Annotated in this window: 17 protein-coding genes; 6 read left to right on the forward strand and 11 right to left on the reverse strand. The window is 39.0% G+C overall.

Annotated elements, in window-relative coordinates; translation table 11 throughout:
* Window positions 1-123 precede the first annotated feature (123 nt).
* Both betA and betB read right to left on the reverse strand, forming a co-directional pair.
* Window positions 124-1,830 (reverse strand): choline dehydrogenase, encoded by a 1,707-nt coding sequence (gene betA, locus C7J88_RS06745; RefSeq protein ID WP_095118001.1) that lies wholly within the window; start codon window positions 1,828-1,830, stop codon window positions 124-126.
* A gap of 49 nt (window positions 1,831-1,879) precedes the next feature.
* Entirely contained in the window at window positions 1,880-3,376 is a 1,497-nt protein-coding gene (gene betB / locus C7J88_RS06750; protein WP_095118002.1) for a betaine-aldehyde dehydrogenase, read from the reverse strand.
* A gap of 221 nt (window positions 3,377-3,597) precedes the next feature.
* Here betB and cudC point away from each other — a divergent pair, with 221 nt between their 5' ends.
* Window positions 3,598-4,149: a choline uptake/conversion transcriptional regulator CudC gene (gene cudC / locus C7J88_RS06755; protein ID WP_095118003.1), complete on the forward strand. Its 552-nt coding sequence runs from the start codon at window positions 3,598-3,600 to the stop codon at window positions 4,147-4,149.
* Window positions 4,150-4,188: 39 nt separating this feature from the next.
* Here the strand turns inward: cudC and C7J88_RS06760 are convergent, their stop codons facing one another.
* Both C7J88_RS06760 and C7J88_RS06765 read right to left on the reverse strand, forming a co-directional pair.
* The gene (locus tag C7J88_RS06760) at window positions 4,189-5,796 is read right to left on the reverse strand and encodes a BCCT family transporter (RefSeq protein ID WP_188595405.1); all 1,608 of its coding nucleotides are present in this window, start codon (window positions 5,794-5,796) and stop codon (window positions 4,189-4,191) included.
* Between the two features lie 312 nt (window positions 5,797-6,108).
* Window positions 6,109-6,807: an MOSC domain-containing protein gene (locus tag C7J88_RS06765; RefSeq protein WP_095118005.1), complete on the reverse strand. Its 699-nt coding sequence runs from the start codon at window positions 6,805-6,807 to the stop codon at window positions 6,109-6,111.
* A gap of 134 nt (window positions 6,808-6,941) precedes the next feature.
* On the opposite strand from C7J88_RS06765, the gene budA reads away from it, so the two are divergent.
* On the forward strand, window positions 6,942-7,646 hold the full coding sequence (budA, locus tag C7J88_RS06770; RefSeq protein ID WP_095118006.1) for an acetolactate decarboxylase: 705 nt from the start codon (window positions 6,942-6,944) through the stop codon (window positions 7,644-7,646).
* A gap of 249 nt (window positions 7,647-7,895) precedes the next feature.
* Here the strand turns inward: budA and C7J88_RS06775 are convergent, their stop codons facing one another.
* The 3 genes from C7J88_RS06775 to C7J88_RS06785 all read right to left on the reverse strand — a co-directional run bounded on the left by C7J88_RS06775 (window position 7,896) and on the right by C7J88_RS06785 (window position 11,961).
* On the reverse strand, window positions 7,896-9,311 hold the full coding sequence (locus C7J88_RS06775; protein ID WP_095118007.1) for an alkaline phosphatase: 1,416 nt from the start codon (window positions 9,309-9,311) through the stop codon (window positions 7,896-7,898).
* Window positions 9,312-9,494: 183 nt separating this feature from the next.
* Complete coding sequence (locus C7J88_RS06780; protein ID WP_229709385.1) at window positions 9,495-11,066, reverse strand: MFS transporter; 1,572 nt, start codon at window positions 11,064-11,066, stop codon at window positions 9,495-9,497.
* 133 nt (window positions 11,067-11,199) lie between these two features.
* The gene (locus C7J88_RS06785; protein ID WP_095118009.1) at window positions 11,200-11,961 is read right to left on the reverse strand and encodes a class I SAM-dependent methyltransferase; all 762 of its coding nucleotides are present in this window, start codon (window positions 11,959-11,961) and stop codon (window positions 11,200-11,202) included.
* A 157-nt stretch (window positions 11,962-12,118) separates the two neighbouring features.
* Between C7J88_RS06785 and C7J88_RS06790 the strand changes: the two genes are divergently transcribed.
* Window positions 12,119-13,060: a nucleoside hydrolase gene (locus C7J88_RS06790; protein ID WP_095118010.1), complete on the forward strand. Its 942-nt coding sequence runs from the start codon at window positions 12,119-12,121 to the stop codon at window positions 13,058-13,060.
* Window positions 13,061-13,415: 355 nt separating this feature from the next.
* Here C7J88_RS06790 and C7J88_RS06795 read toward each other — a convergent pair whose 3' ends face one another.
* Window positions 13,416-14,738, reverse strand: a complete 1,323-nt coding sequence (locus C7J88_RS06795) for an anaerobic C4-dicarboxylate transporter family protein (RefSeq protein WP_408640782.1) — start codon at window positions 14,736-14,738, stop codon at window positions 13,416-13,418.
* Between the two features lie 244 nt (window positions 14,739-14,982).
* Here C7J88_RS06795 and C7J88_RS06800 point away from each other — a divergent pair, with 244 nt between their 5' ends.
* From C7J88_RS06800 to C7J88_RS06810, 3 genes are all read left to right on the forward strand, one after another.
* Window positions 14,983-15,672: an SDR family oxidoreductase gene (locus tag C7J88_RS06800; RefSeq protein ID WP_095118012.1), complete on the forward strand. Its 690-nt coding sequence runs from the start codon at window positions 14,983-14,985 to the stop codon at window positions 15,670-15,672.
* Window positions 15,673-15,795: 123 nt separating this feature from the next.
* Window positions 15,796-16,731, forward strand: a complete 936-nt coding sequence (locus tag C7J88_RS06805) for a ketopantoate reductase family protein (protein ID WP_095118013.1) — start codon at window positions 15,796-15,798, stop codon at window positions 16,729-16,731.
* A 241-nt stretch (window positions 16,732-16,972) separates the two neighbouring features.
* A complete protein-coding gene (locus C7J88_RS06810; RefSeq protein ID WP_106904261.1) occupies window positions 16,973-17,074 on the forward strand; it encodes a type I toxin-antitoxin system Fst family toxin in 102 nt (33 codons plus the stop codon).
* Window positions 17,075-17,421: 347 nt separating this feature from the next.
* On the opposite strand, the gene C7J88_RS06815 is transcribed toward C7J88_RS06810, so the two are convergent.
* The 3 genes from C7J88_RS06815 to adcA all read right to left on the reverse strand — a co-directional run bounded on the left by C7J88_RS06815 (window position 17,422) and on the right by adcA (window position 22,287).
* Window positions 17,422-19,257 (reverse strand): LTA synthase family protein, encoded by a 1,836-nt coding sequence (locus tag C7J88_RS06815; protein ID WP_095118014.1) that lies wholly within the window; start codon window positions 19,255-19,257, stop codon window positions 17,422-17,424.
* Between the two features lie 355 nt (window positions 19,258-19,612).
* The gene (locus tag C7J88_RS06820) at window positions 19,613-20,551 is read right to left on the reverse strand and encodes a S41 family peptidase (protein WP_095118015.1); all 939 of its coding nucleotides are present in this window, start codon (window positions 20,549-20,551) and stop codon (window positions 19,613-19,615) included.
* Between the two features lie 122 nt (window positions 20,552-20,673).
* Window positions 20,674-22,287: a zinc ABC transporter substrate-binding lipoprotein AdcA gene (adcA, locus tag C7J88_RS06825; RefSeq protein WP_095118016.1), complete on the reverse strand. Its 1,614-nt coding sequence runs from the start codon at window positions 22,285-22,287 to the stop codon at window positions 20,674-20,676.
* Window positions 22,288-22,401 lie beyond the last annotated feature (114 nt).

Here is a 22,401-nt window from a genome sequence, read left to right on the forward strand (position 1 = left end):
TTTCACAAAAAATTATAGACTAAATGGGTTCAAGATAATGGATGCTCGTCTCCAAATACAATTGCACATGCTAAAAAGCCTTTAACGACACATGTCTTGCGTGCTGTTAAAGGCTTTATATTTCTAAATACGATATGATGTTACGGCGCCATCTTCTGGGTCGTTTTTACCATGCACATAGTAATCCACATGTTCGGGTTCTAAAGGTTTTACACCTTTGATAATATCTGCTGCTTTTTCAGCTAACATGAGTACTGGTGAATGGATGTTTCCGTTTGTTGTTGTCGGCATAACTGATGCGTCAACAACACGTAAGTTTTCCATACCGTGTACTTTCATTGTTAATGGGTCAACAACTGCCATCGGATCTGAAGCAGGTCCCATTTTTGCACTACATGATGGGTGTAAGGCTGTTTCTGCATCACGACGTACCCAGTCTAAAATCTCTTCGTCCGTTTGAACACTTGGTCCTGGAGAGACTTCACCACCGTTATAACGATCCATCGCTGGTTGATTTAAGATGTTACGTGCAACACGAATCGCTTCTACCCATTCACGTTTATCTTCTTCTGTTGATAAATAGTTGAAGACAAATTTCGGTTTCACATATGGGTTTGTTGATGTGATTTTTAAGCTACCACGTGAGTTTGAGTACATTGGACCGACATGAACTTGATAACCATGTGCTGTTTCTGCTTTTTGCCCATCGTAACGAACTGCCAGTGGTAAGAAATGGAACATCAAGTTTGGATAAGCCACGTCATCGTTTGAACGAACGAAGCCGCCACCTTCAAAGTGGTTACTTGATGCAGCACCTGTACGGCGTGTAATCCATTCTAAACCGATGAATGGCATTTTCAACTTGTTCAAGCTTGGTTGCATTGAAACAGGTTCTTTACAAGTATGTTGAATGTATACTTCAAGGTGATCTTCAAAGTTTTCACCCACACCTGGTAAGTGTAAGCGTGGTTCGATACCTAATGTTTTTAAGTATTCTGTATCACCAATACCTGAAAGTTGTAGTAATTGTGGTGTGTTGAATGCCCCACCCGATAAGATCACTTCACGTGCTAACACTTTATGCAAGCGACCGTTACGTTTATACGTCACGCCTGTCACAGTATTTCCATCAAAATGTAGTTTTTCTACAAATGCACGTGTTTTCACTGTTAAATTTTTACGTTTCATAGCTGGACGTAAATAAGCACGTGATGCTGATACACGTTGACCGTTATGAATTTGACTGTCAAATGGGCCAAAGCCTTCTTGACGGTAACCGTTCACGTCTTGTGTCTTTTTGTAACCCGCTTCTACTGCTGCATCAAAGAACGAATGGAACAGTGGATTGTCCGCTGGTCCACGACGCAACTTGATAGGTCCATTTAACCCACGAATTGGATCATCTGGCGTTGCACCGAATGCTGTTTCTAAGCGTTTAAAGTATGGAAGACAGTGTGCATAGTCCCAAGTTTCCATCCCTTTAGCGCTCCCCCATTTTTCATAATCTAACGGGTTACCACGCTGATAGATCATACCGTTGATTGAACTTGAGCCACCGAGTACTTTACCACGTGTATGGAACACTTTACGTCCACCCATATGTGGTTCGCCATCTGTCTCATATTTCCAATCGTAGAAACGATTACCTGATGGATACATGAGTGCTGCAGGCATTTGAATGAATAAGTCCCAAGGGTAGTCACTGCGACCTGCTTCCAGTACTAACACCTTTTTATCCTTTTCTTCACTTAAACGTGCACCTAATACTGATCCGGCGCTACCGCCACCAATAATAATATAGTCGTACATTTTATCGTATGCTTTACCCATCGAACATCCTCCTAAAATTTAACTTTAAGTGATTGTTTTTCAGTGAAACCTACTTGTCTTTTTTAAACCAATTGACTGGTTCTGGATTTGTATTTGTTAAAATATGTTTCATTTCAAGGTATTCTTCTAGACCCGCAGAACCGAGTTCACGACCGATACCTGATTGTTTGTAACCACCCCATGGTGCTTGTGCAAAGTATGGGTGGAAGTCGTTAATCCAAACTGTTCCCATACGTAATTTGTTTGCGACACGTTGTGCTTTGCCAACATCTTTTGAGAACACACCGCCTGCAAGACCATAGATTGAGTCATTAGCGAGACGAATGGCTTCTTCTTCTGTATCGAATCCTTCAATTGTCACAACAGGTCCGAACACCTCTTCTTGAACGATACGCATTGATGTGTCACAGTTTGTAATGACTGTTGGTTCAAAGAAAAAGCCGTCTTGTAAGTCTTCACGATCAGGGCGTTTACCACCAATCGCAATGGTTGCGCCTTCTTCTTTAGCAACGTCCATATAGCTTTCAACTTTTTCTCGATGTTCCGCTGAAATCAGTGGTCCCATTTCTGTTGTATCGTCAAAGCCATTGCCCATTTTAATATGTTTCACACGGTCAATTAATGCCGCTTCAAATTCATCTTTGATCGCATTATGAACGATTAAACGAGAACCTGCTGAACATACTTGACCTGCATGGAAATACGCACCGTTCAATGCTTGGTCAACCGCTAAGTCAAAGTCTGCATCATCAAATACAACATTCGGGTTCTTACCACCTAGCTCTAATGCCACTTTCGTTACATTGTCAGCTGCTTGTTTCATAATGCGTTTCCCTGTTTTGATACCACCTGTAAATGATACTAAGTCCACTTCTGGATGTGTTGACATGATGTCACCAATTTCAGAACCTGCTCCTAACACAAGGTTGATAACGCCTTTCGGGAAACCAACTTCTTCCATCAATTCAAATACGCGAATTGTTGTTAACGGTGTGATTTCACTTGGTTTCATCACAAGTGAACAACCTGTTGCTAATGCTGGTGCAATCTTCCATGATGCTTGAAGCAATGGATAGTTCCAAGGTGTGATTTGTGTCACAACACCGATTGGTTCTTTGACAACTTTACTCTCAGTATTTGGAATTGGTGAGTCGATTAATTCGCCACCATCTTTATCTGCTAAACCAGCAAAGTACATGAATACGTTATGAATATCATCCATGTCTGCACGAGACTCTTCTAGTGTCTTACCTGTATCTAAAGTCTCTAATTCTGCTAAGTTTTCACGATTTTTTTTAATTTTGTCAGCAAGTTCACGTACTTTTTGCCCTTTATATTCAGCCGTTGCTTGTGCATATTCTCCTTCATCAAATGAACGACGTGCTGCTAGAATGGCACGTTCCACATCTTCTGTTGTACCTTCTGCAACAGTTAAAATGACTTCTTGATTGTATGGATTAATAATGTCACGTGTGTTTTGATTGCTACTTCCAACCCACTCACCATCGATAAATTGACGGCGTGATAAATTTTTAATTGATTCCATCCTATACACCTCTGTTAAGTTTGTTAAGTTTTTATTTAACGAATCTCACAAAGTTAACTCTAACACAGGTTTTAAAATAGTGTCAACTTTCCCTCTGGTATACTATTGAATACATAGCTCTTTTTTTAAAAATTACATCTTTTTAACAGAAAAACTTGTGTTTCCGTTAAAAAGAAGCGTACAATTTAGCCGATAGGTTTCTTAAGGGAGGTGACCATAAAATGACAAATGGGGCAGATTATGCATCACAATTAGAAGCAGCAAAAGATATTGTTATCAATTCTATCGCAGAGACGATGGATTTATATGGAATTAATCGCAGTACAGGAAATTTATACGGCACAATGTTGTTTGAAGACAGCATGACATTGGATGAGATGCGTAGTGAATTACAGATGAGTAAACCAAGTATGAGTGCAGGGGTCAAAAAGTTACAAGAGTTTGATGTGGTCAAACAACGCTTCACACGTGGAAGCCGTAAACAGCACTTTGAAGCTGAAAAAGACTTCTTTGCTTTTTTCAGCAACTTTTTCACACAAAAATGGTATCGTGAGATCAAGATTAATATGGCTGCCTTACAAGAAGCAGAAGCGATGATTGATGCGATTATAGCGGCGGATGATGTGGAGAATGACGTGAAACAAGAGGCGCAAGAAGTCAAAGCACACATGACACATTCACGGTTATATTACCAATGGCTCAACTCAATTAGTGATGCGATTAAATCAGGAGAAATATTTAAATACTTTCCAATACCAGATGAAAATGCTTAAAAAAGAAGTCTGACACACGCTTGTCAGACTTCTTTTTTGCTATAAATTATTATCTTCATCATCTTTTTCACTCACTTGCAAAATACGCAATGAACGACGCTCAATCTTTTTAAAACGCTCTGCACGAGTTTGTAATGCAATGCGGTCACCAGACAAGATCATCATAAATGATATCATGATAATAACAAAGATGACGATGAGTGGTACACCGGCGACGATGGATGCTGTTTGCAAGATTTCTAATGCACGTTCGCCACCGACGAGCATTAATGAGAATGGCAATAAGCATAATGCAAACGCCCAGAACAAACGATTCATTTTGAGCGGTTCACCTTTCACACGTAATTGCGTTGCTGCTGCTACGATATATGACGCAGAATCAAACGTTGTCACTAAGAATAAAAACGCTGATAGGATAAACAAAGCAATCAGTACCGGCGCAAACGGCAGATGATTCACAACTTCAATAATGGTTGCTTCTGTACCATGTGAATTCAAGAATGAAATCACATCGAACTGACCTGTAATTTGTAAATATGTCGCATAGTTTCCGAAAATACCAAAGAACAGCACACAGCCAAATGTCCCATAAACAATCGTTCCGAGAATCACTTCTTTCAATGTACGTCCTCTTGAAATACGTGCAATGAATAGTCCAATAAATGGCGCATATACAATCCACCAAGCCCAGTAGAAAATGGTCCATTGTTGTGGGAAGTTCGTCTCTTCACGACCACCCACACCACCAAATGGTTCTAACCATGTTGCCATTTGGAAGAAGTTTTTAATCATATTGCCGAAACTTGTAACAGTTGTTTCCATAATAAAAATAGTCGGTCCAATAATAAAAACAAAACCGAGTAATAGGAATGACAACCAAACATTCAAGTCGCTCAATACTTGAATACCTTTTTTCAGTCCACGATAAGAACTGTAAGCAAAGACGATTGTAATACCTACTAAGACACAACTTTTCACAACCATGCTGGAACCATCCACACCCGTCAATTTCTCTAGTCCAGCCGAAATCATCGGCACACCGAGTGCAAGTGACGTTGCAGTCCCACCGATCAAACCAAAAATAAATAAAATGTCAACGAGTTTACCGATAAAACCATCTGTTTGTCCTTTTAAGATTGGACGGCATGCTTGGCTAATTTTAAAAATGGGTTGTTTCTTTACGAAGACTAAATAGCCAATCGGCAATGCAGGCAAGACGTAAATCGCCCACGCAATTGGTCCCCAATGAAACATGCCATACATTGTGGCATAACTTAGTGCTGTATCACTCATCGGTTCCGCACCTTGTGGCGGTCCTTGATAGTAATATGCCCACTCGATGACACCCCAGTATAAAATGTCTGAGCCGATACCAGCACAGAAAAGCATAGACGCCCATGCGAAGTCGCTAAATTCTGGTCGATCGCTTGCACGTCCTAATGTGACCGAACCATATTTACCGAACGCAATATATAATACAAAACAAAAAATGGCGAGACCTAACACGAGGTACGTCGCACCTAAATTTGTTGTAACAAATTCATTCATCGCTACAACGACGGAACGACTTTGTTTTGGAAATACCATCATCGGTATCACAGCGAGTAACAATACAAACGCTGCACCACAAAATACGATCCAATCCATTAATTTATTATCCTTATGCACAGTGAATCCCCCTTCATTAATCTGTTGCACGATCTGAGATAACTTCTGCTTTAGACTAACGAAGTTTACATTTTAATGCAAATTCAATTCAATAACATACACGTTTTATTATGAATATATATAACTAAAATAACAATCAAACATTGTTAAAACAACGGTGTAAAGTAGGTTAATAACGTTAAGTAATTACTTAACGTTGAATTTTTATACATTTGAAACTAATAATTATTTATTTTAAAATCATTAAAAATACCTACCTTTCTAAAAAAGTAGGTATGTCATGATATTAAGTTAAATATTGGGACCATACAATCTCGCACTGTCATCGATTGCTGCACCAGTTAGACGTTTTTCTAAACTATGATGCCAGCTTTCAGGTGTAAAATCTGCTTCTTGTAATACTTTTATGTCTGTCTTATCAGCTTTCCCTTGTAATGTGTCATTCATCCGCTGAATCGTCCAATCAGGATATGGTCGCTCTTGCAGCACTAGTACATCGCCTTGTTGGATATAACCTTCTTGCAACACACGATAGTACCAGCCTGTTTTACCTGTGTCTTCTAACATTTTCGCAAACTCAAGAATTCCTAACCGACGACTTGGTTTCCAGCATGGGCGTCTCGGTTGAGAAACCTGTATCACTGCTTCTCCGACTTGATAAACATCACCGATACAAACCGTTTGTTCATTCATACCTATCACAGAAATATTTTCCCCATTACTCCCCGTAGGAATTTCTTGCTCGTATTGCGCACTAAACACTGGGTAATAATCTGCGGCATATGCGAATAATGCTTTTTCTGTTCCACCATGATGGCGGGTATCTCCGACAGCATCACCTTGAAGCCCTTCCGTTCCAAGCCATACCGGTTCTGAGATTTCTCGTTTAAAAGCCGCAGTCGTCCATGTTTGTGACATCAAGTCTGTCGCATTTGCATCGCCGTGTTCCTTTACTTTGCCTACATAAAGTTTTTGAATTTGACGTGTCATCGTGTTTCCCCTTTCTTTTCATTACTATACAACACATTTATTACCTTCATTATCGCACAAACTTTATACTTGTGTCCGACATAGATGCCTTATACACTATCATTAAACAATAAAGATAAAGGTGGCAACAACTTATGCAACATGCGTTATATCAACATGGCACATTAGGCACCCTGATGGCAGGTGCACTGGAAGGGACATGCAGTATTGACACGTTACTTCAACACGGCGATCATGGGATTGCGACATTAACGGGCTCCGATGGCGAAGTAATTTTTGTCGACGGTCAAGCATTCCATGCGACAACAACAGACGATAAAGTGCGCATACTTTCTGGGGAAGCGCTCACACCTTATGCATCTGTCTCAAAATTCTCAGCAGATACGGCTTTTGAAGCAACTGCCGCAAACCACGAAGCGTTGTATCAACAAATTCGTGAACGCATGCTGAGCGAGAATCTATTTGCAATGATTAAAATTAAAGGGACATTCAGTCACATGCACGTTCGCATCATGCCAAAACAGGATCCACCGTATACACGTTTGGTTACTTCTGCTAAAGCGCAACCTGAATATCACCGTCAGCACATCTCAGGTACAATCGTTGCAGTCTATACACCCGAAGCATTTCACGGCATTGGTGCCGCTGGCTTTCATGCACACTTCATTTCAGAAGATCAGCAGTTTGTTGGACACATTTTAGACTTTGACTTGGCAGAAGGAACTGTTCAAATTCAAAACTGCGCAACCTTGGAACAACACTTATCAACCGACCCAAGCTTCATCAATAAAACATTCGACTATCAAGATATCGCCGAAGACATCCGCCAAGCAGAATAAAGAACGAGGTTGTGAGAGAAGCGTTTAGGGATTGAGCAGAACCCAAGCAATTCTCAAAATAGCTTTTTTATTTTGGGGAATTGCGACGTTCTGTCGAAAGCCCTGCTTCTCGAACACTGACATCACGAGGTTGTGAGAGAAGCGTTTAGGGATTGAGCAGAATTCGAATGATGAGTAAAGTCCTTTTTTACGCCCCTGAACACTAACAGCCCATTCACTTCAATTCGTGTGAATGGGCTGTTGTTTATGTTATTTATTTTCGTAAAATTTAAAGATACGCTCTGCATTTTCTACATTATTCATATTCCCTCGAAAGGCTTCAGAGCCCGGACCGTAAGCGTAAGTATTCGTATCTACGCCAGTGTGTCCAGATGATGTCCATCCTGTTTTTGAAGCATCATTGATAGGGTGTTGAATCGCATCTTGCAACGCTTGATATTGTTTTTCGTATTTCTCTTCATCTTTTTTCTTATTTAGTTTCGCTAACTGATCTGCTTCTTGTTTTATCTTTTTCATTTCTTTCTTATCAACATCAAAACCGTAACCTGCTTGAATCGTATCATCGATTGATTCTCCTGATGCAATCTGTTCTGTCATCCATTGTGGCGAATGCTTCATATTACGTATTGGCTCTGCATCCCACGCATATTCTCCATCTTTTCCTACCGATAAACCACCAGTTGAATGGTCTGCTGTCGCTACGACGAGTGTATCTGGATTTGATTCGGCATATGCCATCGCATCTTCAAATGCCTTCTCGAATCCTTTCATCTCTGACATCACACCTGTTACATCGTGTGTATGACCTTGCTTATCAATTGATGCGCCTTCTACCATTAAGAAAAAGCCATCTTCATCTTTAGACAAACGATCCAAAGCTGATTTTTGCATATCAGCTAGACTCGGATTATCATCAGGTGCATCGATTTGTAGTGGCATATTTTCATCTGCAAATAACCCCAATACTTGGTCACTGTCTGATTCAGTTAATCCTTCCTTATTCGTTACGACATCATAGCCATCTTTTTCAAATTGCTTATCAAGGTTCCCGTTTTCTTTACCAAAATATTTTGCGCCACCACCGAGTAACACATCTACCTTATGTGCGTCTTCAATGCGTTCGTCATAAAATTGTTGCGCAATCTCATTCTTTTTATCTCGGTCTGTCACGTGTGCTGCATAGGCTGCAGGTGTCGCATCTGTCAACTCAGCTGTTGTCACTAACCCCGTTGACTTACCGATTGACTTAGCACGTTCTAATACGGTCTCCACTTTTTTTTGGTTTTCATCAACACCAATCGCACCATTGTATGTTTTATGCCCTGAACTAATCGCTGTACCTGCTGCTGCTGAATCTGTAACATTTTCTTCTTTATCTGCCGAGTATGTACGTTGACTTCCGACAAAATAATCATCAAAAGCTGTTTCTTCCATTTCTTCTGTATCCGGATTATCAGCAAAATATCGATATGCTGTTTGGTAGGACGGTCCCATACCATCTCCAACCATGAAAATAATATTTTTAGGACTTTCTTTATCGCCGTAGACAGTCACTTGATCTTGGTGCTGACTGTTTGCTTTGACTTCAGGTGCCGTCCCTAAAATTGATGCACTGACTAATGAACTTGCAATCATGATACTGCCTAAAGATGAACGTAATTTCATGCTTCAAAAACCCCTTTTCAATATTAGATTCAATGTCATTATAGTTTTAATTTTTGAAGAGAATTTGAATTAAATATAAAGATTTTGTTAAGGTGATTTTTAAAGTTCCACATGAAACACATCTTATTAATGTACAAAAGGAAGACTTCCCGCTCTATAACGGTAGCCTTCCTTCATACTCATTTATTCACTAAATGAACGTCTAAATATTAATGTTAGTACTAATATTACAACTGAACCAAATGCTGCCGTTAAGAATACAGGCATAAATGCAGCACTCGCAACAGCATCCAAACCTTCCATAAGCGCCTGACGTACAGGTGTATTTGGCATCATTTCAAGCTTCTGCCACAAAGCATAAGTACTGCCGTTCACCTGTTCAACTTGAGACATCAATTGTTGCGGAACATCTTGTTGTGTTAAATGTCGATCAGTTAATGCTGTCGTCACTTTTGAGACAGTTTTGCTGAATCCTAGTTGGATCAACGTCGCAAAAAGTGTTGGGGCAATGGTAATACCCATCTGGCGTGAAACAGATAACGTCGCAATGACTGTACTGTTTCGGTCATCACCATAACCTGCCGTTCGTGTTGCCAATACGGTCATCGGTGCACCGATTGTAAAACCAAAACCTAGACCGGCTATGATAGAAAAGATTAAGAATGTGATGACACCCGATGTTAATATCGCTAACCCACCATATCCCAAAATACTAATAAGACTCGCAACAACTAATGCAAAGACAGGCCCCTTCTTATCAACCATACGGCCACCCATCGATGCACCAACACCAGAAGCGAGTGCAAGTGGTGTAAGCCAAAAGCCACTATCTGCCGCACTCACATGCAAAACATTTTCGACAAAAGATGGAATGAAAATAATAGCACCAATCAGCATACCCGAACAAATCCCCATTACGAGAATCGCTGAAAATGTTGGTTTACGTAATAATTCATATGGTAAAAACGCATCGACATTTTTGCCTTCATTACGTTTTTCAATCCAAATCATCATGGCATAGCCTAAAATTGCTAGTACGAAGAAGGCAATAACAGACCATCGCATCGTACTGCTCATTGCACTACTTGCACGAATGTTATAAATTCCGAACATCACGAACAATGTCGAAAGTGAGAACATAATAATCGCATATGTATCCATCTTTTTCTGTACAGGACGTTGTGTTTCTGTCATTTTCAACATCACAAATATTGTAATAAACACTGCGATTGGTACATTAATTAAGAACAACCAATGCCATGTACCAGTCACTTTGATCAGTAAACTTCCTAAGTTAGGGCCAAGTACAGAGGCGATCCCATTCATTGCACCGAGCGCACCTAACATCGTCCCTTGCTTAGAACGATCGTACGTCGAGATGAAGTGGGCACTCGCGATGACAAAAAGTCCACCACCACCGAGTGATTGAATGAGACGTGCGATGATGAAAAATGTATAGTTGGGACTTAATGCTACAAGCAATGAGCCGACGCCGAATAAGACTACTTCAACAATATAAACTTTCTTGCGACCATACATATCAGCCAACTTACCAGCTATTGGCGTTGCAACCGCCATACCTAACGTATAAATAGCAATTCCCCATGCGCCCATCTGTGGCTGTATTTCAAACGATTGATTAATCGTCGTCAATGCTGCGCTAATAATTCCGTTATCCAATGCTGCCATAAATACACCGATAAGTAAAAGTAGCGCAACCAAATTAAACTTGGTTTCTTTAACTGATGATTTCACTCGATTATCCTCCCACATTATTTGTCTTAATACTACTACTTTGTGGTGGCAATGTGAACACACATAGAAATAAAATGACTACATCATCCCCACATACGTAACGATCATGTAGTCATCATTATTAATAGAAATGCTATTGCTCTTTATGGGCTGCATGCACAATATAATTCAAACCATCTTTGTGACGTTTGAATGTTTTAAACATGCGTATAAACATCGGTCGATTTTCTTTCTTCATTGCATTTTTAACAATTTTCAACGTCCCTTTGACTCCTTCATCATAAATCATCCCTTTTGGTGTCATGAGAGTCATAGGTCCATGTTGTGTTTCGATGTTATCAAAACCTGCTTGACAATACAGTTCATGCCATTTTTCTTTCAATTGTGGTGACACATTCACATTGATAGCTTGAGACAAGTCATTGATGATTTCTGTTTCTTTAGAAGGTACTTGAATAACGATATCATGTGTCAGTAACACACCACCTGGCTTCAGTACACGATAGTATTCGTTTAACGCTTGTTGTTTCGCCTTAACAGGTAACATCGTCAGCATCGCTTCATTCAGTACGATATCAAAACTGTTATCATCGAATGGTAAGTTCATCGCATTTGCCTGTTGTAAATGAATCTTATCCGACAACCCTGCTGCCGCTACATTCTTTTCACCTTGTGCCAATGCTGTTTTATTCAAGTCGATCCCTTCGATTTGACAGCCGTAAGTTTTCGCCAAATGAATCGATGTGGTACACATGTTGCATGCGACTTCTAACACCTGTTTATCCGAAGAAAAATGTCCTTTATCGATTAACCAATCCGTCGCACGCTTTCCACCCGGACGTAATCGTGTTTTTCCTAGTTTTGCTAAAAATGTATGGCCTGCTTCTTTTCTCATCGTATCACCTCTTAATTGATAATGATTATCATTATTATATCATGAGACATAACTATTTTTTCTCTTTATTTTATGGCGAATTTATGAACGCAAGAATTCGTGATTTTTTAACACATGTCACTTATGATAGAACTATCACAGATAAAGGAGAAAAATGATGAAACCTGTTTACTTTAACCACGACGGCGGTGTCGATGACTTAGTCTCACTCTTCCTACTCTTACATATGGATAATATCAAGTTGATTGGTGTGAGTGCGATCGGTGCTGATTGTTATGTCGAACCTGCTGAAAGTGCTTCACGCAAAATTATCAATCGCTTTAGCCATTATCCGATTGATGTGGCAACTTCTTATGAGCGCGGGAAAAACCCTTTTCCAAAAGATTGGCGCATGCATGCCTTCTTTATGGATGCTTTACCCATCTTAAACGAGCAACGTCCGTCACAATCACACACACTCAAAACACATGCTTACGAAGATATCATTGAAAAAGTCCAAGCTTCTCAACAACCTGTGACACTCCTGTTCACTGGCCCGCTAACTGACCTTGCGAAAGCATTAGATGTGGCACCAAATATTACAGACAATATCGAACGACTCGTATGGATGGGTGGGACATTTTTAGATAGAGGAAATGTTGAAGAGCCTGAGCATGATGGAACGGCTGAATGGAATGCTTTCTGGGATCCTGAAGCTGTTGCACATGTTTTTGAAACGGATATCCCGATTGACATGGTCGCTTTGGAAAGCACCAACCAAGTCCCACTCACACCTGCCATTCGTCAGTACTGGGCAGATCAACATGAACATACGGGTGTTGACTTTCTAGGCGTCAGTTACGCGGCTGTTCCACCATTAACGCACTTTCAAACAAATTCAACATATTTCTTGTGGGACGTACTCACAACAGCATATACAGGTAAACCTGACCTCGTCCGTCAAAAAACAGTCCATGCATCCGTTATCACACACGGACCAAGTCAAGGGCGCACTTATCTAGATGAAGAACATGGGCGACCACTTAATCTCGTTTATCATGTAGATCACGATGCCTTTTTTGCATATATTACTGACCTTGCTAAAAAAGTACGTGATTAAATACTTTTTCAATTTAAAGACCCTCACAATCATACGAATTTGTGAGGGTCTTACCCTGATTATTAGCATTCACAGGAAATATCATCAGCACTTCATTTTCCATACAAAAAAGCCCACGTTACTATGGGGAGAACGTAGGCTAAAAAATTCAAAATATGAAAATAATTAACACTGTAATTTTATTATAGCACAATTTAATATTAAATTTATACAATTTGAATCGAAAATTTCTGTTTTTTTATTTAGTGTTCTACAATTATAACATAGGACAATTGCTTTCATACCAGTATTTGCCTATATAAAAACAAGCAAGTAGATCATGAATATCTACCTGCTTGTATCTTTATCTATTCTATTAAGCACCTAAAATTGTTTTAATCAATAAACCGACACAGACCGTTGTTGCAATTAAGAAAAATCCTGGTAACAAGAAGCTGGTCGTTTTCGTTGAACGTGTTTCGTCGACATCTACCGCAAAGAGAATCGTTGGTTGTGCTGGAATAACAAAGTTCACATTTAACGTTTGAACAATGGCTAAGAAGAATGTAGGCGGAATGCCTAATGTCATCACAATCGGCACCATGATAGATGCTGTGGCTGATTGTGAAATCACAACCATTGATACCAGCCCGACGAACAAGATCAAGAGCCACGGTGCTTGTTCAACAAGTCCTCCTATTTGCGTCTCCATGATATCTCGGTTAGAAGGAGCGCTGAAGATGGTTGCCCCTAGCCAACCAGGCCCGAGCACCGCAAATAAAGCCCCAATCGCAGCTTGTGTAATATGAGAATTTAAAATTTCAGTCGGCTGAATTTTAATGAGTAACAGATTAACCATCGCACTCATATACATAAAAAGTTGTACAAGATCTGTCATCTGTAACTTAACAATTTCACCATCAACTTTAAATGATGGACCAAATTCAGGGAAAATACCGAATGTAAGTATGCAAGCGACTGCCACAATAAATGACAATACACCTAACTTAACACGTGTAGAATATGTTTTTGTTGTATCTTCTTCAACAATTTTTTGAAGCATTGTCTGCGCTTGACGCTCATCCATTTTTGTCTCTCCAACGAACGTCACAAAAGTACTCAAGATAACCATGCTAATGAGCGCTGTCGGCAAAACAATCGATAAATATTGTCCCATTGTAATGCCTAATCCTGCAAATTCTGAGATCATGTATGCTGTGGCTGATGCAGCCGGACTACACAACAATGCGATATTCGCTGTCAACACAGAAGCTGTTAGTGGTTTTTTAGGTTTAATACGTGCTTTTAACGCTGTTTTCGCAATAATTGGTTCTAATGAAAGGGCAATATTTGCTGTCCCAATACCAAATACAAATAAAAAGACAATCATAGGCGCAATGAAGATGATAGATTTCGGGAAACGTTCGATCACTTTTGATGCCAAGTGGACGAGATAATCAATGCCCCCTGTTGCTTGAAGTGTTCCGCCTGCAATCCCGATTGATAAAATAATTAACACGGCCGTTACTGGGGCTGATCCCGGTGATAAGCCAAAGCCAAATATCATCACTAATTGTGCAACAATCGCAAAGATCCCACAACCGAGTGCGCCTGCCGTACGCAATCCGAGAACAATTGCAAGAACCATAATTATAATTTCTATACTAAAAAGAAGCATTCTTTTTCTTCCTCTTTTCATTTTCAATGTGAATATTTTAACATAATACTTTCTTCTTGATAATGCGTTTTTTATACGCTTTTTGACATATTTGTTAACTTACGTCAAGAGCAATTGATTTTCTTATGTTTTATGAATGTGTTAGGTTATGAATGACGTTAGGAAAACAGTTGAGATAATCATTCTACTTTCTACCCAAAGTACAGATTTATAATATCTCAGCCCCGACAGCTTTAAAAACAGACTTCTGGAAGGTGAAAATAATATGGAAATACTCAAAGATAAAGTCGCAGTGATCACTGGTGCAAGCAGTGGTATCGGTGCTGCTATTGCACGACAACTCAACGACAATGGCGCAAAGATTGTATTACTCGCACGTAATGAAGATAAAATGAATACCGTTGCAGAAGATTTTACAGATGCATTAATAATCCCAACAGATGTCACGGATCGTGCATCAGTGGAACAAGCAATTGAACACACAATTGCACACTTCGGACAAGTTGATTTTCTTATCAACAGTGCTGGTTTAATGACTTCTTCAGCTATTACAAAAGGAGATGTTTCTGGTTGGGATGCGATGATTGATGTTAATGTGAAAGGGACACTTTATGCGATTAATGCTGTCATGCCACATCTTCAATCACAATCTAGTGGACATATCATCAATATCTCATCAATCTCAGGCTTTGAAGTCACAAAAGTAAGTACACTTTATAGCGCAACAAAAGCGGCTGTACATGCGATTACACAAGGACTTGAGAAAGAATTAGCACGCACAGGTATTCGCTCAACAAGTATCTCACCAGGCATGGTAGACACACCGCTCAATGATGGATATGACTTCGGTGATCGTAAAATGCTTGAAGCACAGAACATTGCAGATGCTGTACTCTACGCATTAACACAACCTGCACATGTCAATGTCAACGAGATAACCGTTCGCCCTGTATAACAACAGATTACACACACGAGATACGACACTTAAGTATCTCGTGTTTTTTTACATGTAATTGACATATCTTTTCGAAAATTCTAAACTTGAATTAAACCGTTTACAAAATAAGGAGGATGTCAAATGACGAAAATTGCTATTGCTGGCGCAGGTGCTATGGGGAGTCGTATTGGAAGTTACATTAAGCAAGCAGGATACGATGTCACATTAATTGATACATGGCCAGACCATGTTCAGGCCATCAATGATAAAGGTCTAGAAATTCAAACAGAAACAGATACATACATCGTAGACATTCCTGCTGTTTTACCAACAGATGTCACTGGTTCATTTGATTTGATTATCATTCTTACAAAATCAATGCACTCAGAAGCAATGATTCATGAATTAAAAGAACGTGATACCATTCATCAAGACACAGCCATCCTAACAATGATGAATGGACTTGGACATGATGAGCGTTTCGCAAAAATTGTACCACATGAGCAAGTCTTTTTAGCTGTAACGATGTGGACAGCTGGTATGCGTGGTCCCGGACAAATTTTGCTAGAAGGACAAGGCAGTATCGAACTGCAACGTGCAGACGGTCAATCTGATGAACGCACTGAGAGAATCAATAAAATTTTCAATGATGCAGGACTAAACGCTAAAATTAGCGATAATGTATTCCAATCAATTTGGTCTAAAGCGACATTGAATAGTGTGTTAAATCCATTGTGTAGTATTTTGAATAAAACAATCTATGAGTTCGGTAGCTATGAGTACTCACGTGATATGGTTACACCTGTCATCGATGAGATTGTTACTGTGGCAAAAACACGTGGCGTAACACTCGATGCTCATGCCATGCTTGAGAAAATAGAAGCTGCTTACCCTAAAGAAACACAAGGATTACACTATCCATCTATGCATCAAGATTTATACAATGGGCGCTACACAGAAGTCGACTATTTAAATGGACAAATCAGTAAATATGGACGTGAAGCGAATATTCCAACACCTAACAATGACATGCTAACACACTTGATTCACCAGTTAGAAATGAAGTATGTCAAATAAGATACAAGCGGGGAGCGATGAATGATGATGTCATCGCTCCTCGCTCTTTGTATAATTTAAAAAATTACATACAGTTCTTCTGATAAGATTTGTCGTACGATAATCTTAATTCAACAAAATATAAAAAGCATTTAAATTTCTTTTTCTGTTCCATACCCCACCTAAACTACTATCATGATATAATTTTTTCGTCATCAACACACTATCTGTTGAAATCTGACAGGATAGGAGGTGTTTGATTATGACTGTAATATCTATCGTATATTGCACATTGCTCGCGCCAATAATCGTTGGTATTGTACTTGCGACTTACAAGCATTGGTTAAGTAATCGCAAGCGTTGATGACGATTAACCACCAATCACTAACAAAAAAACGCCATCTACTACGGCAATAGTAGATGGCGTTTAGTGTTCAATCATGACTGTTGATTGAATATCGTATATATTACACATTTAAAGTATAACGGAAAATTCAATTATATGTCAACCATTATGTTAAAATACTTTTTTAAGGAGTGAGATATGATACTCAATCCTTCGTTTTGGTTGAAACAATGAGTATAGTGGTCGTGGGTATCTGAAGTAAAAATATGGTTTTAAAACTCTGGCACACTACAAGGATGATTAAGTGAACGCAGTCACACATCAATCAGCTACGGTAAAACTTCTAGTTCCAATATCGTATCCGATTATTGTTCAACTTTTTGCTTACCAGAGCCTCGCTCACTAACGAATTGTTTATTGTAGTAGTTACTATTCATACTAATCTCACTATCAAACTTCTCTAGCCCATCTCGTTCAATCAATGTCGGTGTCTCTGAGAATAAGTCTGTTCCTAAACCGAGACGATCGCCTTTAATCTCAACACCCATGCTCGATAAAATAGTTGGGAACATATCTAATGGTGCGAATTGACGGTTTTGTACTTTCTCAGGTTCTTTCGCTGGATTAATGATGAGATTAAAAATGTCACGTTTATAATCTGGATCGAAGTCTTTAAAGAACTTTTTATCCATGCTGAGATGATCCCCCGTAATGACAATCGTTGTATTTTCATAATAAGGCTGTTGTTGTAACCAACGGACAAATGCTACTGCTTCTGATGTTGAGTAAGCAATCACATTCGCATATTGGTTATCACGAGGTGTTGGTGTATTTTTCGACACGTATCCATCTGGAAAGTGTGTATCTGCTGTTTCCATCGTAAAGTTGAAAGGCTTCCCTGTTTGTGACAAACGTGTGATTTCTTGCTTCGCATAGTCATACAGCTTATCATCTTCAAAGCCCCACCATACTTTGTAATCTTTCGGAATATAACCATGATTACGTGCATATTTCCAATCCCAAATATTAAAATTACCATGAGATTTGAAATACGTTGTCAAACCACCAAAATCAGCGTCTGCACCGAACATAATCGTTTGTTCATAACCTTCTTCATGCAAGATGTCGCCCATTCCACGAGCACCTGGCAAGAAGTAACCTGACTTTCCATAACTATTTCCATTCATTGGAATCTTCAGTGGAATACCCATACCCATGTTCACCATGCCTGCTACGGACCAACTTGAACCATACGTTTGATGCGGACCACCAAATGGGTCTTTCGAGTCTGAAAAGTGTACACCTTCTTTCGATAGTTCTGTTAACTCAGACATTAAGTTTTCATTCATATAACCGCCTAGATCTTTCGATAAATAAGAGTTTTCAACAGATTCTAAATAAATATGTACTAAGTTACGCTTCTTCTCTGGAAACTGATACTGTTTCGTTGTAGGTGCCACATAGTTCTGCTTAATATACTGTGAGTCTTTTGCATAAGCTTCATATACTTCAGGTAAACGCAATTTTTGTGAACTATACGTAACACCTGTGACTAACACTACGAGTGAGACAAGCAACAACAATGTTCTCGCCACTGTTCGTTTCAAGAAGGTGCGTTGTCGTTGGCCAATCACATCGTATCGGTTATACACAACTAGAATAAATAGCGGCATTGCTAAGAATAGTGCTTTTAAAATAGGTGTGCGAACCATTTCTTCAACCATGCCGTCCGACGTCCCTTTGATTGGTGACTTCAAGTTAAATAAAAATTGTTCAGGCGTAATATTACCGAAGTAGTCAATAAACCAATTTGAAAAATACACTGCAAGTAAACCAATAATTACAAATAACATCGTCAAGATTTTGATTGTCACATCAATCCAACGACGCTTCACTGATGTTTTGTGAAGTTGGATCTGTGTTTGACGCTGTAATACATATTTAACTGCAATCCATAATGTACCGATGAACAATGCGACGCCTATGTAATACAATGAGAAAAATGGTTGATAGGTTGCATTTTCTACACTATCTGGACGTTTTAACACAAAAACAAATAGTCCGAGTGTAACGATATTAATAGTAATAAAGTAAAATAATCCCTTCTCAATGATACGTCCTATCGTTCTATGTTGTTTTAAAATTGTGACATCGATTGTTGTGACTAAAAGCCCTGCTACAAGATAAATAATCCATTGCATCTGATGCGAATACCTCCTATTTGTCTACATAATCATATTTATTTTACGTCGTCTTGTCCCCCTTGTCACATACTTTTGAGAAAAAGTGATTTGACAAAATATTTCGATGTTTCACCTTATTCAACACTGCATATTCCAATCATTAATTAAAGTTATTTAATATTTATAGTCACTTTCAACGTTCCTATCTCTCAACATTTCTAAAAACCTTGTAGTATAACAAACATCAAAAGAACCCCACATATTTTATTTTTAAAATATATGAAGTTCTATCTAGATTGATAACTATCTCTTGTTTATTTGAATTTAGATTTTAAGAGAATATGCTTGTACTTTTGTACATTTGCATAACGTTCTACTGACTGAGTGCTGTTTCAAGCGCTTTGTCACTCGTAATATCTGGATGAATCGGGTTGTTTTCATAATATTTACCTGTACGGTCTTTAATTTTATAATTCGTAATATTCATCTGCGTACCATCATAAAGTGTCAGTGTTGTGTTAGCTGTCGTATACGTCGCAGTGTCTTTACCGATAAACTGTATATGTGAACGACCTTTAAAGGCAAGGGCAGTAATCTCTCCAGAACTTGCTGTTTTATCACCAATTAATACATCCACAGGTGTCTCCAAGTCCTTCGACCCAGCTTTCACTTGTATCGGTGTACCACCGCCATTGACTTTGCCCTTTTTCAACGTTGCATCAAAGCTGTTCCCTTTACGATCAACCCATGACATGAGTGTCCCATCTGGAATAATCTTAGACAATCCTGCTATCATCGGCCCCATATCGCCACCATCGTTGTTTTGTAAATCCACAATCACACGTTCATAGTCATGTTTTTCAAGCGCATCATTCAATGTCTTCGCATAACGTTCTGCTTCTTTTTCACTGCCCATGAATCCTGGTAATTCTAATACAAGTGTTGTGCCCACCTTTTTACTCGTTGGATACGCTACTTGATCTTTCACATCGCTTTGTTCAGATGGTGTTTGAAGAAATGCGTGTTTACCACCAGCCACTTTCAATGCTTTGCGCAATGCATCATGGGTATCTTCATATGACTTTGCGTCTTTCGTCGTTTGATAAGCTTCTTCTTTGGCGCGTTCCCACTGTTCTCCCTTTGCATAGAGACCTTGACTCTCCATTTGTGTGATAGCAATTTTGACATAGTCTTTTGTCGATGGTTTCATCACATAAATATTGTAATAAGGTCCATATGTTTTAAGTAAAAAGAACACGGTAATTGCGAGTACTGTCACAACACCAATACTCCACCAAACAATCTTCTTCATCCGAAACACTCCTTACCTTTCTAGTATCAATACAATTATAACATGCTTAATTGCATCTTTAATCAGCTGTAAAAAACACCTATGAAGGGTCATTTCCCATCATAGGTGTTCTCATTTCAATATTAGTGTGCTAACATTTCATCTTTTACTTCTTCTTTAGAAAGGTCAGCAGGGTAGTATGTTGGCCAGTTGTCTAATTCTTTTAAGACTTTATCACGGTCGTTACCCATAAAGATATGGTAGTGACCTGTTTTAACTGGTGCAATGTTGTGGTCGCTGAATTGTACATATTTCGGTAAGTCTTTAGAAGCTTCACCTTCTAATTTGTACGTGTAACGAACACCACGGTTACCACCTTCATAATCTAAGATGTCTTTACCGTCATATTTGTACGTACCTGTTACAGATTTACCATTTCTTGTGAATGTTATTGTGTCATCTGTAATTTTGATGTTTTCAATGTCTGTTTTGTAACCCACATCATAGTACTCTTTGTATTCTTTTGCTGATTTGTCGCCTTTTTCTTCAGCTTTATGTTCGAATACTTCATCTAATGTACCATCTTTTAATAATGGATATACAGATTGCCATTCACCCGCATAGTCTGATAACTCACGGTCTTTCACTTGGCTATCTTTGAAGTAACCGTCTTGAATTGCTTTTGAGTGTTTGTCAGCAGCTTTTTCATCTTCAACTTCGATCTTATCGTTTAATGCTTTTTCAATATTTTTGATGTTTTCGTCCATTAATGTTTGGTAAGTTGCATCTTTTGCTTGATCTTTAGATACAGCTTCCATGTTGTTGAACTTCAATGGTTTCGCATCTGTTTCTTTACGGATTGTGTCTGTTACTTTGTTCGCAACATTTTCTTCGTATAAGATGTATTTCGCACCAGTTTCGTTAATTTCATCTACAATTTTAGTTAACTCTTTTTGTGATGGGTCTTCAGCATTCAAGCTTTGAACACCTTTTTGAACGAAACCATAGCGGTCTGCTAAGTAGCCAAGTGATTCATGTGATACGAATACCGCATGACCTTCATGACCTTCTGTTGCTTTTTCCATTTTGTTATCAAGTTTATCTAAATCTTTTAATAACTTGTCAGCATTTTCTTTGTATTCTTTTTTATGTTCTGGGTCACGTTTACTTAAGTCATCACGGATTGCTTTAACAAATGCTTCATCCATGTTTGGATCTAACCATACGTGTGGATCGTAACCGCCGTGGTGGTGATGTGCATGACCGTGTTCATCTGACTCATGATCATGTTCATGTCCTTCTGCTTCGTGGTCATGACCTTCAGCTTCATGGTCATGATCGTGCTCTTCGCCTTCATGCTCATGCCCATGTTCGTGTTGATCTGTTAACAACTCTGACTTATCAAGGCTATCTTCAAGAGATAACTTGTGATCGTCCTTCTTAATCGCACCAGCTACTTTTTTAGCAACTGGATCTAAATTATCACCTGTATATACGAACACATCTGATTTACTTGCGTTAATAATATCTTTTTGTGATGGTTCGAAACTATGTAAGTCCGCACCTTTAGGATAAATAGAATCCACTTCAACGTGTTTCCCACCGATTTGTTCAACAAATGATTGGAGCGGATAAACTGTTGTTGTTACTTTCATTTTGTCGCCTGAAGAAGCTTTATTATCATCAGACTGACCACATGCTACTAATAACGAGCTTGTAAGTGCTGCTGTCGCTACTACTTTTAAACTTTTCTTCATTTATTAGACGCCTTCCTTCAAATAGTAATCATTACGATTAGAATTATACATGAGCCTAGACAAATGTGCAATGACGTTTTTTATTCATTTGTCAACTTTTTTAATGCTCATTTT

The sequence above is a fragment of the Staphylococcus muscae genome (assembly GCF_003019275.1).
GTDB classification, from domain to species: domain Bacteria; phylum Bacillota; class Bacilli; order Staphylococcales; family Staphylococcaceae; genus Staphylococcus; species Staphylococcus muscae.

What these genes read in the sequence shown, in the direction of transcription:
- budA (WP_095118006.1), top strand. Translation starts at nt 6,942, where the DNA reads ATGCAACATGCGTTATATCAACATGGCACATTAGGCACCCTGATGGCA.
- C7J88_RS06790 (WP_095118010.1), top strand. Translation starts at nt 12,119, where the DNA reads ATGAAACCTGTTTACTTTAACCACGACGGCGGTGTCGATGACTTAGTC.
- C7J88_RS06765 (WP_095118005.1), bottom strand. Translation starts at nt 6,807, where the DNA reads ATGACACGTCAAATTCAAAAACTTTATGTAGGCAAAGTAAAGGAACAC.
- C7J88_RS06815 (WP_095118014.1), bottom strand. Translation starts at nt 19,257, where the DNA reads ATGCAATGGATTATTTATCTTGTAGCAGGGCTTTTAGTCACAACAATC.
- C7J88_RS06810 (WP_106904261.1), top strand. Translation starts at nt 16,973, where the DNA reads ATGACTGTAATATCTATCGTATATTGCACATTGCTCGCGCCAATAATC.
- betB (WP_095118002.1), bottom strand. Translation starts at nt 3,376, where the DNA reads ATGGAATCAATTAAAAATTTATCACGCCGTCAATTTATCGATGGTGAG.
- C7J88_RS06785 (WP_095118009.1), bottom strand. Translation starts at nt 11,961, where the DNA reads ATGAGAAAAGAAGCAGGCCATACATTTTTAGCAAAACTAGGAAAAACA.
- betA (WP_095118001.1), bottom strand. Translation starts at nt 1,830, where the DNA reads ATGGGTAAAGCATACGATAAAATGTACGACTATATTATTATTGGTGGC.
- cudC (WP_095118003.1), top strand. Translation starts at nt 3,598, where the DNA reads ATGACAAATGGGGCAGATTATGCATCACAATTAGAAGCAGCAAAAGAT.
- C7J88_RS06775 (WP_095118007.1), bottom strand. Translation starts at nt 9,311, where the DNA reads ATGAAATTACGTTCATCTTTAGGCAGTATCATGATTGCAAGTTCATTA.
- adcA (WP_095118016.1), bottom strand. Translation starts at nt 22,287, where the DNA reads ATGAAGAAAAGTTTAAAAGTAGTAGCGACAGCAGCACTTACAAGCTCG.
- C7J88_RS06820 (WP_095118015.1), bottom strand. Translation starts at nt 20,551, where the DNA reads ATGAAGAAGATTGTTTGGTGGAGTATTGGTGTTGTGACAGTACTCGCA.
- C7J88_RS06760 (WP_188595405.1), bottom strand. Translation starts at nt 5,796, where the DNA reads ATGGATTGGATCGTATTTTGTGGTGCAGCGTTTGTATTGTTACTCGCT.
- C7J88_RS06795 (WP_408640782.1), bottom strand. Translation starts at nt 14,738, where the DNA reads ATGAAAAGAGGAAGAAAAAGAATGCTTCTTTTTAGTATAGAAATTATA.
- C7J88_RS06800 (WP_095118012.1), top strand. Translation starts at nt 14,983, where the DNA reads ATGGAAATACTCAAAGATAAAGTCGCAGTGATCACTGGTGCAAGCAGT.
- C7J88_RS06805 (WP_095118013.1), top strand. Translation starts at nt 15,796, where the DNA reads ATGACGAAAATTGCTATTGCTGGCGCAGGTGCTATGGGGAGTCGTATT.